This window comes from Actinosynnema pretiosum (assembly GCF_002354875.1).
Lineage (GTDB): Bacteria > Actinomycetota > Actinomycetes > Mycobacteriales > Pseudonocardiaceae > Actinosynnema > Actinosynnema auranticum.
Window position 1 is genome coordinate 4,688,013 of record NZ_CP023445.1, and the last position, 14,288, is coordinate 4,702,300.

General features: G+C 75.6%; 15 protein-coding genes and 1 riboswitch. Of the genes, 6 read left to right on the forward strand and 9 right to left on the reverse strand.

Going from position 1 to position 14,288, the window contains the following annotated elements; translation table 11 throughout:
• The first annotated feature begins 63 nt into the window (after positions 1 to 63).
• Together CNX65_RS20030 and CNX65_RS20035 are read left to right on the forward strand one after the other, a co-directional pair.
• Positions 64 to 531, forward strand: a complete 468-nt coding sequence (locus tag CNX65_RS20030; protein WP_096495123.1) for a hypothetical protein — start codon at positions 64 to 66, stop codon at positions 529 to 531.
• 228 nt (positions 532 to 759) lie between these two features.
• Complete coding sequence (locus CNX65_RS20035) at positions 760 to 1,512, forward strand: thioesterase II family protein (RefSeq protein WP_096495124.1); 753 nt, start codon at positions 760 to 762, stop codon at positions 1,510 to 1,512.
• Between the two features lie 54 nt (positions 1,513 to 1,566).
• On the opposite strand, the gene CNX65_RS20040 is transcribed toward CNX65_RS20035, so the two are convergent.
• Complete coding sequence (locus tag CNX65_RS20040) at positions 1,567 to 2,427, reverse strand: SMP-30/gluconolactonase/LRE family protein (RefSeq protein WP_157767745.1); 861 nt, start codon at positions 2,425 to 2,427, stop codon at positions 1,567 to 1,569.
• Between the two features lie 176 nt (positions 2,428 to 2,603).
• On the opposite strand from CNX65_RS20040, the gene CNX65_RS20045 reads away from it, so the two are divergent.
• Positions 2,604 to 3,794 (forward strand): FAD-dependent monooxygenase, encoded by a 1,191-nt coding sequence (locus CNX65_RS20045; RefSeq protein WP_096495126.1) that lies wholly within the window; start codon positions 2,604 to 2,606, stop codon positions 3,792 to 3,794.
• Between the two features lie 49 nt (positions 3,795 to 3,843).
• Here CNX65_RS20045 and CNX65_RS20050 read toward each other — a convergent pair whose 3' ends face one another.
• The 7 genes from CNX65_RS20050 to CNX65_RS20080 all read right to left on the reverse strand — a co-directional run bounded on the left by CNX65_RS20050 (position 3,844) and on the right by CNX65_RS20080 (position 9,487).
• Positions 3,844 to 4,470: a TetR/AcrR family transcriptional regulator gene (locus CNX65_RS20050; RefSeq protein ID WP_198320518.1), complete on the reverse strand. Its 627-nt coding sequence runs from the start codon at positions 4,468 to 4,470 to the stop codon at positions 3,844 to 3,846.
• 32 nt (positions 4,471 to 4,502) lie between these two features.
• Positions 4,503 to 5,312 (reverse strand): sugar phosphate isomerase/epimerase family protein, encoded by an 810-nt coding sequence (locus CNX65_RS20055; protein ID WP_096495128.1) that lies wholly within the window; start codon positions 5,310 to 5,312, stop codon positions 4,503 to 4,505.
• The gene (locus tag CNX65_RS20060) at positions 5,309 to 6,451 is read right to left on the reverse strand and encodes a dihydrodipicolinate synthase family protein (protein ID WP_096495129.1); all 1,143 of its coding nucleotides are present in this window, start codon (positions 6,449 to 6,451) and stop codon (positions 5,309 to 5,311) included. The genes CNX65_RS20055 and CNX65_RS20060 overlap by 4 nt, the downstream gene beginning before the upstream one ends.
• Positions 6,448 to 7,593, reverse strand: coding sequence for a Gfo/Idh/MocA family protein (locus tag CNX65_RS20065; RefSeq protein ID WP_096495130.1), 1,146 nt, complete (start codon positions 7,591 to 7,593; stop codon positions 6,448 to 6,450). Before CNX65_RS20065 ends, CNX65_RS20060 begins: the two co-directional genes overlap by 4 nt.
• 99 nt (positions 7,594 to 7,692) lie before the next feature.
• The gene (locus CNX65_RS20070; RefSeq protein ID WP_096495131.1) at positions 7,693 to 8,217 is read right to left on the reverse strand and encodes a type 2 periplasmic-binding domain-containing protein; all 525 of its coding nucleotides are present in this window, start codon (positions 8,215 to 8,217) and stop codon (positions 7,693 to 7,695) included.
• Positions 8,218 to 8,314: 97 nt separating this feature from the next.
• Positions 8,315 to 8,722: a hypothetical protein gene (locus tag CNX65_RS20075; protein WP_096495132.1), complete on the reverse strand. Its 408-nt coding sequence runs from the start codon at positions 8,720 to 8,722 to the stop codon at positions 8,315 to 8,317.
• Positions 8,723 to 8,845: 123 nt separating this feature from the next.
• Positions 8,846 to 9,487, reverse strand: a complete 642-nt coding sequence (locus CNX65_RS20080; RefSeq protein ID WP_096495133.1) for a superoxide dismutase family protein — start codon at positions 9,485 to 9,487, stop codon at positions 8,846 to 8,848.
• Between the two features lie 174 nt (positions 9,488 to 9,661).
• Here CNX65_RS20080 and CNX65_RS20085 point away from each other — a divergent pair, with 174 nt between their 5' ends.
• Entirely contained in the window at positions 9,662 to 10,843 is a 1,182-nt protein-coding gene (locus CNX65_RS20085) for a DNA alkylation repair protein (protein ID WP_232519921.1), read from the forward strand.
• A gap of 839 nt (positions 10,844 to 11,682) precedes the next feature.
• Positions 11,683 to 12,483, forward strand: coding sequence for an alpha/beta fold hydrolase (locus CNX65_RS20090; RefSeq protein WP_096495134.1), 801 nt, complete (start codon positions 11,683 to 11,685; stop codon positions 12,481 to 12,483).
• A gap of 125 nt (positions 12,484 to 12,608) precedes the next feature.
• On the opposite strand, the gene CNX65_RS37920 is transcribed toward CNX65_RS20090, so the two are convergent.
• Positions 12,609 to 13,109, reverse strand: a complete 501-nt coding sequence (locus CNX65_RS37920; protein ID WP_269770704.1) for a winged helix-turn-helix domain-containing protein — start codon at positions 13,107 to 13,109, stop codon at positions 12,609 to 12,611.
• 105 nt (positions 13,110 to 13,214) lie between these two features.
• Positions 13,215 to 13,294: riboswitch (ZMP/ZTP riboswitch) on the forward strand.
• A 26-nt stretch (positions 13,295 to 13,320) separates the two neighbouring features.
• Between CNX65_RS37920 and CNX65_RS20100 the strand changes: the two genes are divergently transcribed.
• On the forward strand, positions 13,321 to 14,172 hold the full coding sequence (locus CNX65_RS20100; protein ID WP_096497889.1) for a bifunctional 5,10-methylenetetrahydrofolate dehydrogenase/5,10-methenyltetrahydrofolate cyclohydrolase: 852 nt from the start codon (positions 13,321 to 13,323) through the stop codon (positions 14,170 to 14,172).
• Positions 14,173 to 14,288: the final 116 nt, after the last annotated feature.

Genomic DNA, 14,288 nt, shown 5'->3' on the forward strand with positions numbered 1-14,288 from the left:
GGGACGCTGGGTCCGCCGTGCAGCCCCCGAGGCGCGACGCCTGGGGAGTCTGAGGGAGGAGCCGTGCCCCTCGAACCGTTCGACCTCACCCGCCGCACCAGCCCGTGGGTGGTCTGCGCCCCGCGCGAGGCCCCGCTGGTGCCCGCGCAGCTCTCCCGCCTGCGCGAGGACGGCGGCGTGGTCAGGCACGTCGACTCGGCCGACCTGTCCGACGCCGCCGCCGCGTTCGCCTCGTTCACCCGCCTGCTCGACCTCCCCCACCACCCGCACGACTGGCCCGCGTTGGCCGACGCCCTGCGCCGCCCGCACGGCGACTGGCCCGGCGAGACCGACCTCGCCGTCGTCGTCGAACGCGCGCACCTGCTGCGCGGCGCCCCGCACCTGCCCGACCTGGTCGACGCCCTGTGCCGGGCCGGTCGCGGGGCGGCCGACGCGGTCGCGCTGCACTTCGCGCTCCTGGTCGACGACGGCCCCGCCACGGACCTCGCGCCCGGCGGCGACGTGATCGGTCCCTACCTGCTGTTCGGGTGACCCCCGCCCGTCGCGGCGGCTTCGGGGTGGCGCAGCCGCCGCCCCCCTCAGGCCCGCTGCGGCGGCCCTGACCAGCGCCGGTAGGGGCCCCACAACCCTGCGGACCACCCCCTCAGCCCCGGCGGTTCACCGGGGTCCGCGCCCCCGGCGGCGGTACCGTTCCCCCGATCATGACTCGGGGCCGCCCTCCGATCCGGCGTCGGCCCCCGACGAGAGGACCGCGAGCCGGTGATCGTTGACGAGACCGCAGCCCGGTGGGCGCGCACCTACCACCCGAACCCGACCGCGCCCGTCCGGCTGGTGTGCTTCCCGCACGCGGGCGGCTCGGCGAGCTACTACCACCCGCTCTCGGCCCGCTTCGGCCCGTCCTGGGACGTCGTGGCGCTCCAGTACCCCGGCCGCCAGGACCGGCGTCTGGAGCCGTGCGTGGACGACCTGGAGCGGCTGGCCGACCTGGTCGCGGACGTGCTGCGCGGGCTTCCCGCGAAGCCGACGGTGTTCTTCGGGCACAGCATGGGCGCGGCGCTGGCGTTCGAGACGGCGGTGCGCCTGGAGCGCGACGGCGCGGGCCCGCGCGAGGTGGTCGCCTCCGGCCGCCGGGGCCCGAACACCCGCGCCGACGAGCAGGTCCACCTGCTGGACGACCGGGGCGTCCTGGCCGAGGTGCGCGCGCTGAGCGGCACCGACTCGGCGCTGCTGGACGACGAGGAGCTGATGCGGATGGCGCTGCCAGCGATCCGCGCCGACTACACCGCGATCGAGACCTACCGCTGCCCGCCCGACCGCCGGATCGCGGCCGACCTGACCGTGCTGACCGGTGACGCCGACCCGAAGACCACGGTCGAGGAGGCCGCGGGCTGGGAGCCGCACACCACGGGCGCGTTCCAGCTGGAGGTGTTCCCCGGCGGGCACTTCTTCATCGCCACCCAGGCCAGGGCCGTGGGCGACCGGATCGAGCGCGCCCTCAAGGCCGCGCTCTGACCACGGCTTGACGGCGGAGGGGCGGTGGCGCGCGCTGCCGACCCTCCGCCGCCGTCACCGCACCCTGGGGCTGATCCGCAGCAACCGCCCCGGTCCGGGCGCCCGCCCGCGCGGGCGCGTCATCCCCCCGTTCGTGGTCGCGTAGAGCACGTCCGGCGCCTCCGGGTCCACGGCCACCGCCGTCGCCCCGGCCGCGCCCTGCCGCACCCCCGCGACCTCCTGCAGCTCACCGCCGGGCAGCCTGCGCACCACGCTGTCCCCGGTGTGCGTGGCGATCCACAGCGCCCCGTCGTCGGTGGCGGCCAGGTCGTCCCCGCACACCCCGGTGGCCACGACCTCCACCTCGGCGGCCGGGTTCGCCGCGTCCACCGGGCAGCGCAGCAGCAGCCCGCGGTCGGTGCTGGTCAGGTGCACCTGCCCGGCGTGCACCGAGACGCCGTTGACGCCGGGGAACGGCGAGCGGGGGTCCTGCCTGGCGAGCAGCTCGTGGTGCAGCCACACCCGCGCGCGCCCGCTCCCAGGGTCGACGGCGAACACCGCGCCCAGCGCCGAGTCCGCGACCAGCAGCTCGTCCCCGGCCCACGCCACGCCGTTGCCGAAGCGCAGGTCGGGCAGCTCGCATACCTCCTGGACCCCGGCCTCGCTCCCCACCCGCAGCAGTCGCCACCCGGCCTCGCCCAGCGGTCCGGTGAGCACGAGCGCGCCGCCGGGCACCGGGGCGATCCCGGTGGCCGGGTGGGGCAGCTCGACGAGCGGCCGGTGGGCGCCGTCGGGCTGGACGACGTCGACGCGCCGGTGCGAGGGCAGCGTGACGAGCCAGCGCCCGCGCCCGCCCGGCGCGAGGTTCTCCACGAACGTCCCCGGCGGCCACTCGGCCACCACGGCGGTGTCGAAGTGCGGGAGCAGTGCGGTCATCGCGGCCACCTCCATGCGGTCGTCCCCCTGGCATACCCCGGCGGCGAGGGCGGACACCAGCTCTGCCGCCCGAACACCGGAACACCCGTTCGCCCCTTCGTGGCGCCCCGACGAAACTAACGCTACATTTGGTTGCGTTAGCGTTGTCGATCTTCCCACCCCACCGGGAGAACCCCATGACCACCGTCCTGATCTCCGGAGCCGGGATCGCCGGACCCGCGCTGGCGACCCTGCTCACCCGAGCCGGCTTCCGGGTCACCGTCGTCGAGCGCGCGAAGGGCCTGCGCACCGGCGGCTACCCCGTGGACGTCCGCGGCCCCGCCGTCGAGGCGCTCCGCCGCACCGGCGTCCTGGACGCCGCGGCCGAGGCCCACGTGGACCTGCGCCGCATCACCTTCCTCACCGACGGGGGCGAGCCGTTCGCCGAGATCGACCCCCTGACCATGACCGGAGGCTCCGAGGGCCGCGACATCGAGGTCCCCCGAGGCGTCCTCACCCACCTGCTGCACGCGGGCGCCGGGGACGACGTCGACTACCGCTTCGGCGAGTCGATCACCGCGCTGACCGACCGGGGCGAGGACGTGCGCGTCACCTTCGCCAGCGGGCGCGAGGAGGCGTTCGACCTGGTCGTCGGCGCGGACGGCCTGCACTCCCCGGTGCGGCGCCTGGTGTTCGGCGACGAGTCGGACTTCCTGCGCCCGCTGGGCCTGTGCTTCGCGGGCTTCACCATCCCCACCCCGGACTCGATGGTCCGGGAGGCCCGGATGCAGAACGCGCCCGGCCGCATCGCCGCGATCTACGCCCCGGACGGCAGCGGCCGGTCCCACGGCTTCCTGACCGCGGTCGCCGAGGGCCCGCTGGCCACCGCGCGCAGCTCCACCGGGGAGATCGTGGCGGCGGTCCGGGAGGCGTTCGCGGGCAGCGCCGGGATCGTGCCGGGCCTGCTCGACGCACTGGACCGCGCCGACGACGTGTACGCGGACTCGGTCTGCCAGGTGCGGATGGACACCTGGTCGCGCGGCCGGGTGGCCCTGGTCGGGGACGCCGCGTTCGCCCCGTCGTTCCCCACCGGCCAGGGCACCAGCCTCGCGCTGGTCGGCGCGTACGTGCTGGCGGGCGAGCTGGCCACCCGCGCCACCCACACCGAGGCGTTCGCCGCCTACCGGGAGGTGCTGCGCGACTACGCGGACCTCAACCACGGGCTCGCCGACAACGGCGCGGCCAGGCTGGTCCCCCGCACCGAGGAGGCCCTGGCCGCCCGCAACGCCGCGCTGACGTCACCGGCCGAGGGCGACCCGGCGCCCGAGCAGAACCACGCGATCAACTCGCTGGAGCTGCCGGACTACGATCGCCTGGCACGGCTCTAGGCGCGTCGCGCGCGGCCCCGGAACACCCGGCCGGGGCCGCGCGTGGCCGCTAGGACCTGGGCACCGCCCGGATGCCCGCCAGCACCACGTCCACCAGCAGCTCGGCGCGGGCGCGGGTGAACTCCCCGCCCAACCGCGCCCGCTGGTGCACCGCCCCGCTCAGCGGCCCGTCGAGCAGCTCGGCGTCGGCCCAGGGCAGCTGCCCGTCCGCCACCGCGCGGTCCAGCCTGCGCTGCAACGACTCCAACCGCCCGGCCCACACCCCCCGCAGCAGCTCGCGCAGCTCGCCCTCCTCGCTGATCCCGGCCCACCGCAGCGCGTTCAGCGCCCGCCCCTGCGGGCTGCCCGCCACCGCGCCCAGCGCGCACAGGTACTCCACCAGGTCCGCGCGCAGGTCACCGGTGTCGGGCAGGGGGGCGTTGCGCTCGGCGAAGTCGGAGAGCGCCTCGGCGACCAGGGCGTCGCGCGTGGGCCACCGGCGGTACACGCTGGTCTTGTGCACCCCGGCCAGCTCCGCGACCTCCTCGTACCGCAGGCCGCGCAGCCCGTCGCGGGCCAGCAGCTCCAGCACCGCGGCCAGCACCTGACCGCGCACCCGCGCCGACCGTCCCCCTGGCCTGCTCGCCGTCACCGCCACCTCCGGAAGAAGTCCGCGCGGCAGCCTACTACGCCGCACCCACCCTCCACAGTGGACCGCCCGGTCCCCGGCTACAACCCGACGTGCCGGTCGTACCGGTCCCTGACCAGCGCGACCGCCTCGTCCGCGTCGGCCGCCCACAGCTCGGCGTTGAAGATCTCCACCTCGACGTCCCCGGCGTACCCGGCCGCCACGACCAGGTCGGCGACGGCGCGGAAGTCCACGTGCCCGTCGCCCATGACCCCGCGCGCGAGCAGCGCGTCGGCGGGCAGCGGCGTGATCCAGTCGCACACCTGGAACGAGGCGATCCGCCCGCGCGCCCGCGCCACCTGCGCGGCCAGGTCCGGGTCCCACCACACGTGGAAGGTGTCCACGACGACCCCGACCACCGAGGGGTCGTGCTCCTCGGCCAGGTCGAGCGCCTGCCCGAGGGTGGACAGCACCCCCCGGTCGGCGCAGTAGATCGGGTGCATGGGCTCCAGCGCCAGCAGCACGCCCCGGTCCGCCGCGTACGGCGCCAGCTCCGCGAGCACCGACCGCACCCGCTCGCGGGCGCCCGCCAGGTCGCGGGAGCCCTCGGGCAGCCCGCCGACCACCAGCACCAGGCACCCGGCCCCCAGCGCGGCGGTCTCGTCGATCGCGGCCCGGTTGTCGGCGAGCGCCTCGGCCCGGTCCGGCCGGGTGAAGAACCCGCCCCGGCACAGCGAGGACACCCGCAGCCCGGACGCGCGCACCAACTCCGCGCCGCGCTCGACGCCGAACTCGCGCAGCGGCTCCCGCCACACCCCGATGGAGCCGATGCCGAACCTGGCGCACGCCTCGACCGCCTGCGCCAGCCCGAGCCCGTTCACCGTCTTCTGGTTGAGCGAGAGCCTGCTCACCGGGCGACCCCCGCCGCGTCGAGCAGCAGCGACACCCGGTGCGCGGCCAGCTCCGGGTCGGGCAGCAGCCCGGCGGCGTCCGCGTGCCGGAACGCCTGCACCAGGTGCGGTACGGACCGCGCGCCGTGCAGCCCGCCGACCATGGTGAACCCCGGCTGCAACCCGCTGATCCAGGCCAGGAAGGCGATCCCGGTCTTGTAGTGGAACGTCGGCGGCGCGAACACGTGCCGCGCCAGCGGCAACGTGGGCTCCAGCTCCGCCAGGTAGGTCGCGGTGTCGCCCTCGTCCAGGGCGCGCAACGCCGCCGACGCCGCGGGCGCGATCGCGGCGAACACCCCCAGCAGCGCGTCGCTGGCCCGCCCGCCCTCGCCCAGGATCAGCTCCGGGTAGTGGTAGTCGTCGCCGGTGTACAGCCGCACGCCGTCCGGCAGCGCGGCGCGCAGCGCCCGCTCGTGCCCGGCGTCCAGCAGCGACACCTTGACCCCGTCGACCCGGTCCCGGTGCTCGTGCACCAGCTCCAGGAACGCCTCCGTGGCCTCGCCGACGTCCGCGCTGCCCCAGTAGCCCTCCAGGCTCGGGTCGAACGCCGTTCCCAGCCAGTGCAGGATCACCGGCCGCTCGGCCTGCGGCAGCACCCGGTCGTAGACCCACCGGTAGTCGCGCGCCGACGTGGCGACGCGCGCCAGCTGCCTGCTCGCCATGACGACGACCTGCGCGCCCGCGGACTGCACGAACTCGACCTGCTCGGCGTACGCGCGCAGCACACCGTCCACATCGGACACCCCGTCCGCGTGGTCGGTCCCCGCCCCCGCCGCGATCCGCCCGCGCCCGGCCTCGGCGGCGCTGCGCCGGATCAGCTCGCGGCAGGCGGCCCAGTCCAGGCCCATGCCCCGCTGCGCGGTGTCCATCGCCTCGGCGACGCCCAGCCCGTGCGCCCACAGGTGCCTGCGGAACGCGAGCGTGGCGTCCCAGTCGATCGCGGCGGGCGCGCCGGGGGCGTTGTCCCCCAACGGGTCCGCGACCACGTGCGCGGCGGCGAACGCGACCCTGGTCCGGAACGGCTCGGCCGACACGACCCGCGCGACCGGCTCGCGCAGCACGTGGACCCGCCCGCCGGGCAGGACGACCTGCGCGCTCACCACCGCTCCAGCTCGACCCGGCGCCCCTCGTCGGAGGAGCGCAGCCCGGCGCGGGCCAGCTGGATGCCCCTCGCCCCGGCCAGGAAGTCGTACGGGTGCGGGCCGTCCTCCACGACGTGCCGGACGAACTGCTCCCACTGCGCCTTGAACCCGTTGTCGAACTCGGCGTTGTCCGGGACCTCCTGCCACTGGTCCCGGAACGAGGTGGGCTCCGGGACGTCCGGGTTCCACACCGGCCGGGGCGTGGTGGCGCGGGACTGCACGACGCAGCGGTGCAGCCCGGCGACGGCGCTGCCGTGCGTGCCGTCGACCTGGAACTCGACCAGCTCGTCCCGGTGCACGCGCACGCACCACGAGGAGTTGACCTGGGCGATGACCCCGCCCGGCAGCTCGAAGATCGCGTAGGCGGCGTCGTCGGCGGTGGCCGCGTAGGTCTCGCCGCGCTCGTCCACCCGCTGGTCGACGTGCGTGGCCACCCGCGCGGTGACCGCCTCCACCCGGCCGAACAGGTTCTCCAGCACGTAGTTCCAGTGGCAGAACATGTCCACGGCGATGCCGCCGCCGTCCTCCACCCGGTAGTTCCAGGAGGGGCGCTGCGCGGGCTGCCAGTCGCCCTCGAACACCCAGTAGCCGAACTCGCCGCGCACCGACAGCACCCGCCCGAAGAACCCGCCGTCCACCAGCCGCTTGAGCTTGAGCAGTCCGGGCAGGTAGAGCTTGTCGTGCACCACCCCGTTGCGCACCCCGGCCGCCTCGGCGAGCCGGGCGAGCCCGAGGGCCTGCTCGACGGTCTCGGCGACGGGCTTCTCGGTGTAGACGTGCCTGCCCGCGTCGATGGCGCGCACGACGGACTTCTCGCGCACCGAGGTCAGCTGCGCGTCGAAGTACAGCGGGCAGCCGTCGTCGGACAGCGCCGAGTCCAGGTCGGTGGTCCACCGGGTGAGCCCGTGCCGCCCGGCGATCTCGGCGAGCCTGGTCCCGCTGCGCCCGACGAGCACCGGTTCGAGCTGCACCCGCGACCCGTCGGAGAGCGGGACGCCGCCCTGCTCGCGGATCGCGAGCACCGAGCGGAGCAGGTGCTGGCGGTACCCCATGCGCCCGGTGACCCCGTTCATCACCACGCCCAGGCTTCGCGCTGCCATCGTTCGCGCCTCCTTGGAAAGCGTTTACCAGGGTGACGGTAGGCGCGCGGCGGTCGCGGTGACAAGCCTGCCGGGCGGGCGCCTTCGGCAGGGCCGGGGTCAGTTCCCGAACCCGCCGTCGGCGATGATCCGCAGCCCGCGCTCCCCGGTCGCGTGCCGGATGAAGGAGTGGGCGGGAGTGCCCTCGGCGGGCGCGCCCCCGGTGCAGGGGCACTCACCGGCCCGGAACGGGCAGCGCTCCCTGGCGGCCGGGTCGTCGGGCGCGACGGCGTTCAGGGACACGACCTTCAGCACGGCACCCGCCCGGACCGCCGCGTTCGCCGCACCCAGCTCCGCGCGGCCGATCGCCCCCGGCGTGCCCGCGACCACCGCGAGCAGGTCGTCGGTCTGCCCGCGCTCGCAGCGCTGGGGCTTGCCCGCGCTGTCCGCCCTCGGCTTGCGGTCGCGGTCAGTCGTGATGCCCAGCTCGCTGTTCCCCTCGAGGAAGGTCGCCTCGAAGGCAGCGCGGGCGCCCGACCGGGAGTTTCGCCCCACCATCGTGATCGGGGCGCTCCCCTCGGCGTCCCAGTGCAGCCGCTCCCCCCGGTAGATCTGCCGGATCTGCTCCCCGCCCAGGTCCGCCACCGGGCTCCCCGCGCCGACCGCGGCGATGCGCTGGAGCCCGCGACCGTGAGATCGCCGTCCGCGCGGTCGGAGCCCGCGTTCCGGCCGCGACCGGAGATCACCGGGGCCGCGGACGCGGTGACCACCACCAGCGCCGTGCCGGACAGCCACAGCGTGCGCTTGCGCGGCCCGCAGCCGACGGTCGTGTCGCGGATGACCCGACCACCGGGGTCGGGCCACTGCGGGCAGCGCCCGACGCGCTGTTGCCGGTGTTCACGATGCGCACCAGCGCGAAGCTGGGCTTCTCCACGACGTTCTTCCTGTTGTGGAGCTGCACGTCGATCATCGACGTGCCCTCGGCCGGGTTGATCCCGACCGGGGTGTCCAGGTGCACCCGGTAGGTGACCTGCTTGCGCCTGAGCCACCAGCCAGGGAGCGCCGGCAGCAGGGTGACGGCCAGCGAGACCAAGCCGGTCAGCACCTGGAGGCTGTCGCTGTTCTCGGTGAGGAATCTGCGATCGGGCACGGCACCCACCCCCTTCACGACCGAAGGCAGGGGCGGGCGCTCGGGAACCCGCCCGAGTCCACCGGGTGTCGTCCCGGTGTTGGCCGGTGGTCGGCGGGGCTCGGGCGGGCTCTGGCGGACGGGCTAGCGGAAGGTCACGGTGAGGCAGGCCAGCCGCGCGCCCGCGGTGCCCGCCTTGCCCGGCTCGGTCATGGTGTGCTCGGCCTCGTGCACGACGATCGACGCGGGCACCCGGTCGGTGAACCCGAACGGGACGGTGGTCTCGGACTCGCCGGTGCCCTGGGCGTCGGTGGTCAGGTCGAGCCAGAACTCGTTGCGCGCGTTGGCGAACGCCGGGTCCGTGGAGGGCTTGTCCGGGGTGGCGGCCGGGTCCTGCTCGTGCTGGAAGTGCGGCCCGGCGTCGGCGCCGGTCTTGCCGCACGGCTGGGTGTGCGCGTGCACCGCGTAGCCCCGGTCCTGCTGGAAGCCCTGTACGGAGAGCCGGACCGTGGTCTGCTCGTCCTCCTCGGCGACCTCGACGTCCATGCTCGCGCCGACCGGGGCGGCGTCCTGGTTGTAGGTGAAGGCGGTCTGCGCGTCCTCCGGCACGGCGAGCACGCCGGAGTCCCGGACCGTGACCACGTCGGTGGACGCGGCGTCGCCCTCGGCGGAGGTCCCCGCGGGCTCGGTGGTCCCCGTCTGCTCGGAGGGCTGGTCGCTCGGGGTGCACCCGGCTGCCAGCGCGGCGGCGGCGAGCACGGCGAGCGGGAGGCGGGTGAGGCGCATGACTTCCCCTTCGTTGGGCCTGCACGGCAGTGGACGGCTACCCGGTGCGGCGGGATGCTACACACGGTGATCAAGGGCGTCGGGCGGTGACGCGCTCCACGAACGGGTGAACTGGCCCGGTCCCCGCTCCCCGCCTCCCCCGCGCGCCCGAGAACTGTCAGACCTCTCCGGACAATGGTTCCCGTGCCCACAGCCGATGAGCTTCTGAGCCCCACGACCGTCCTCGACCTGGCCGAGCGCCTGCGCCTGGCCGGGGCGCCCTGCCCGCGCGTGGCCGAGGTCGCGGGCGCGCTGGACGGCGTCGCGCTGGCGGGCCGGACCAGGCTGGTCGCGGACGCGGTGCTGGCCGACCTGCCGGAGGACTGGTCGGCGTTCGAGGCGGTGCTGCTGGCGGCGCTGACCGATCCGGGGTTCGGCGGCTGGGCGGTGTGGCCGCTGTCCGAGGCGCTGGCGGCGCGCGCCGCGTCGACCGACCGGGTCCGGGAGGGCTTGGCCGTGCTGGCGGCCCTGACCGGGCGGTTGACCGGCGAGTTCGCGCTGCGCGCGTTCCTTCTGGCCGACCTGGGCACGACCCTGGAGGTGGCGCTGGCGTGGACGGCGTCGCCGGACGAGCACGTGCGGCGGCTGGCCAGCGAGGGCACCCGGCCGTTCCTGCCGTGGGGCAGACGGGTGCCGGGGCTGACGGCGGAGCCGGCGCGGGCGCTGCCGATCCTGGAGGCGCTGCGCGCGGACGAGTCGGAGTACGTGCGCCGCTCGGTGGCCAACCACCTGAACGACGTGAGCAGGCTGGCCCCGGAGCTGGTGGTCGACGTGGCGGGCCGCTGGCTGGCCGACCCGGCGCCGACGACGCCCCGGCTGGTGCGGCACGCGCTGCGCACCCTGGTCAAGCGCGGTGATCCGGGGGCGCTGGGGCTGCTGGGGTACGAGGCGGCGGAGGTCGAGGTCGGCGGCCCGGTGCTGGCAGGGACGCAGGTGCGGTTCGGGGGCGAGCTGGAGTTCACGGCGGAGGTGGTGAACCGAGGTCGGGAGGCGGCGCGGCTGGCGATCGACTACGCGGTGCACTACGTGAAGGCGGACGGTTCGCGGACGCCGAAGGTGTTCAAGCTGACCACGCGCGTGCTGGAACCGGGCGAACGCGCCCTGCTGACCAAGCGCCACCCGTTCCGCGAGATCACCACCCGACGGCACCACGCGGGCACGCACGCGGTGGAGCTCCAGGTCAACGGCGTCAGGCACGGGCTGACCGAGTTCGACCTGACGGGCCTGCCGGGCCCACGCGCGACGACAAGGGGTGCGGCGCCGAGGGGCGCGGCGCCGCACGCGACCGAGCCGAAGGCGGAGGTGACGCGCACCTGACAATGCCCCACAACTGAATCCGCGCCGCGCCACGCGACCACGCGCCGCGCACCGGTCTGGCCGGGCCAGCCCGGCCAGGCCTGGTCCGGCTCCAGCCTGGCACCGGCCCGGTCCTGGCACCGGCTTGGCCCTGGCAGCCACTCGGCGCCCCCTGGTCCCGACAGCCACTCGGCGCCACTATGGGCCCGACAACGCCCCGGCTCGACACCATCCCGGCCACGGCATCGGCCGGTTCCAGCATCGATCCGACCTGGCCTGATCCGGACCGGTCCGACTCGGTTCAGCCTGGGCAAGTCCCCTCTCGCCGATGCGGGCCAGGGGGGGCGGTAGTTCCCCCGGCGGCGCAGTCCGCCCGGCGGGACGGTCCCGATGGCGGCGCAGTCCGCCCGGCCGCGCAGTCCGGGTGGCGGCGCAGTCCGAGTGGCGGTGCGATCCGCCTGGCGGCGCAGTCCCTATGGCCGCGCAGTCCGGGTGGCGGCGCGATCCGCCTGGCGGCGCGGTCTCTTCATCGGTGCGGGCTAGCCAGCGGGCGGGGCGGTCCCGATGGCGGGACGGTCCCGATGGCCGCGCAGTCCGGGTGGCGGCGCGATCCGCCCGGCCGCGCAGTCCGCCAGGCCGCGCAGTCCGCCAGGCCGCGCAGTCCGGGTGGCGGCGCGATCCGCCCGGCGGCGCGGTCTCTTCATCGGTGCGGGCTAGCCAGCGGGCGGGGCGGTTGGCGGGGCGATCGGCGAGCGGGCTGAGTGGTGATGCGGTGGGCCTGCTGGCGGGCGGGGTGGCGGGCTGGCCGGTTGCCGGTGGGCGGGCCGGTCGGTGGCTTGGGCGGGGGTTAGGGTGGCCGGGTGCCCTTCGCCCGGACAGCCGATGACGTGCAGCTCCACTACCAGGTCAACGGTTCCGGCGATCCGCTCCTCCTGCTCTCCGGTCAGGCCAACAACCTGCACTGGTGGGACCGGGTGCGGCCGGACTTCGACCGTGAGTTCACCACGATCGTGCTCGACCACCGGGGCACCGGTCTGAGCGGCAAGCCCGAGGGGGGTTACACCACGCGCACGTTCGCCGAGGACGCGCTCAGCGTGCTGGACGACCTCGGCGTCGACCGCTGCCACGTGTACGGCACGTCCATGGGCGGCCGGGTGGCGCAGTGGTTGGCCGCCGACCACCCGGAGCGGGTGCGCGGGCTGGTGCTGGGGTGCACCTCGCCCGGTCCGCCGCACGGCGTCGAGCGCTCCGCCGAGGTGCGCCGCAGCCTCGCGCAGCCCGACCGCCGCAAGGCCCGGCGCGCGCTCCTGGAGCTGATGTACACCCCGGCCTGGCTGGAGCGCCACGACGAGCCGTTCACCACCCACGGCGGTCCGTTCACCACCCTGGGCGACCCGGACATGCCCCCGCACGCCCGCAAGGGCCACCTCCTCGCGAGCGGCAACCACAACTCCTGGGACGCGCTGCCGTCGATCACCGCCCCGACCCTGGTGGTCCACGGCACCGACGACCGGTTCAACCCGACCGCGAACGCCCCGCTCCTCGCGAAGCGCATCCCGGACGCCCGCCTGCACCTGGTCGAGGGCGCGCGGCACGCGTACTTCGAGGAGTTCCACCACGAGACCGGCCCGCTGGTCGCGGACTTCCTCGACGCGCGCTGACCGCACCCCGGCGGACCCGCCCACCGACGAACCGCAGCCGGCCGAACCCCAGCCCGGCCACACCCCCGGCCAAGCCCGCAGCCCGGCCAAGCCCGCAGCCGGGTCAAGTCCACAGTGGACAGCCCTTACCCGTTGCCCACCAACAACTCCCCAGGCTCACCGGCCCGGTGCACCAGCACCCGCTCCCCCGCCTCCACCAGGTACCCGGCCCCGCGCACCGTGGTGATCACCCCGGCGGCGCTGCCGAGCTTGTGCCGCAGCCGCCGCACGTGCACGTCCACCGTCCGGGTGCCCCGGCTCCCGTCCCCGCCCCACACCCTGGTGATCAGCTCGCGCCTGCCGTGCACCCGGTCCGGGTGCTCGCACAGGAACAGCAGCAGGTCGAACTCGCGCCTGCTCAGCGGCAGCGCGCGCCCCAGGTGCAGCACCCGCCGGGAGTCCGGCAGCACCAGCAGCTCCACGTCCGGCCGCGCGGGCGGGAACGGCCGGGGCGCCGCGGGCAGCGGCAGGCCGCCCACCCCGTGCACCGCGATCCCGTTGTCGCGCAAGGCGTCCGCGACCCGCGACGTGGCCGGCCCGACCTCGTCCGGCTCGACCTCCAGGCTGATCGTGACCACCAGTCGCACGGCGCCGCCCTCCCGTTCCCGCTGCGTCGACCCACGGTAGGAACGCCCGCCCCGCCCGCGCAAAACCGTCCAAGGCGTGAACCGGCTTGACACCGAGGGGTTACGATGGCGCAGCACGACTGGCGAGGGTGGGTCACCACCGGGGAGTGCGAGCAGAGCAGGCATCGCCCGCCTGGGTGCCCCTCATCCACCGGATGACAGGGGTGTGCCCGTGCCCGCTCGGACACTCGACGGAACAGCCGCAGCAGACGCGATCTACGACTCCACGGCGGTCGCCGCGCGGGAGTTCGGCGAACAGCACGGCCGCGCGCCGCTGCTGGCCACGGTCCTGGTCGGCGAGGACCCGTCGTCGCAGACCTACGTGCGCATGAAGCGCTCCCGCTGCCGCAGGGTCGGCATCGACTCGCGCGCGGTGGAGCTGCCCGCGTCGACCACCACGGCCGAGCTGGTCGCCAAGATCACCGAGCTGTCGCAGGACCCCGCCGTCGACGGCATCCTGCTCCAGCACCCGGTCCCGTCGCACGTCGACGAGAGGGCCGCGTTCGAGGCGATCGCGCCCGCCAAAGACGTGGACGGCGTGACCATGGCCTCCTACGCGGCGATGGCGTTCGGCGAGCCGGGCTTCCACTCGTGCACGCCCGGCGGGATCCTGCGGCTGCTGGACGTCAACGGCATCGACCCGGCCGGGATGCACGCGGTCGTGGTCGGTCGCAGCCCGATCCTGGGCAAGCCGGTGAGCGCGCTGCTGCTGGCCCGCGACGCCACGGTCACCACCTGCCACTCGCGCACCGAGGACCTGGCCGAGCACGTGGCCCGCGCCGACCTGGTGGTGGCCGCGGTGGGCAAGCCGGAGCTGGTGCGCGGCGAGTGGATCAAGCCGGGCGCAGTGGTCGTGGACGCGGGCTACCACGCCGGCGGCGTCGGCGACGTGGACCAGGCGGGCGCGGCCGAGCGCGCGTCGTGGCTGACCCCGGTGCCGGGTGGGGTGGGCCCGATGACGATCGCGCTGCTGCTGGAGCAGACCGTGGCGGCGGCCAGGCGGCACGCCCGCGCGGCGGTCTAGTCCGGGCGACCGCGCAGGCCGGGACAGCGGCCCGGCCTGCGCGGTCCCGCGCGGCACGCCGACCGCGCGGACCGGAGCGGGGCGCGCGCCCCCGGCGGCGAACCGGGCCGCGCGAC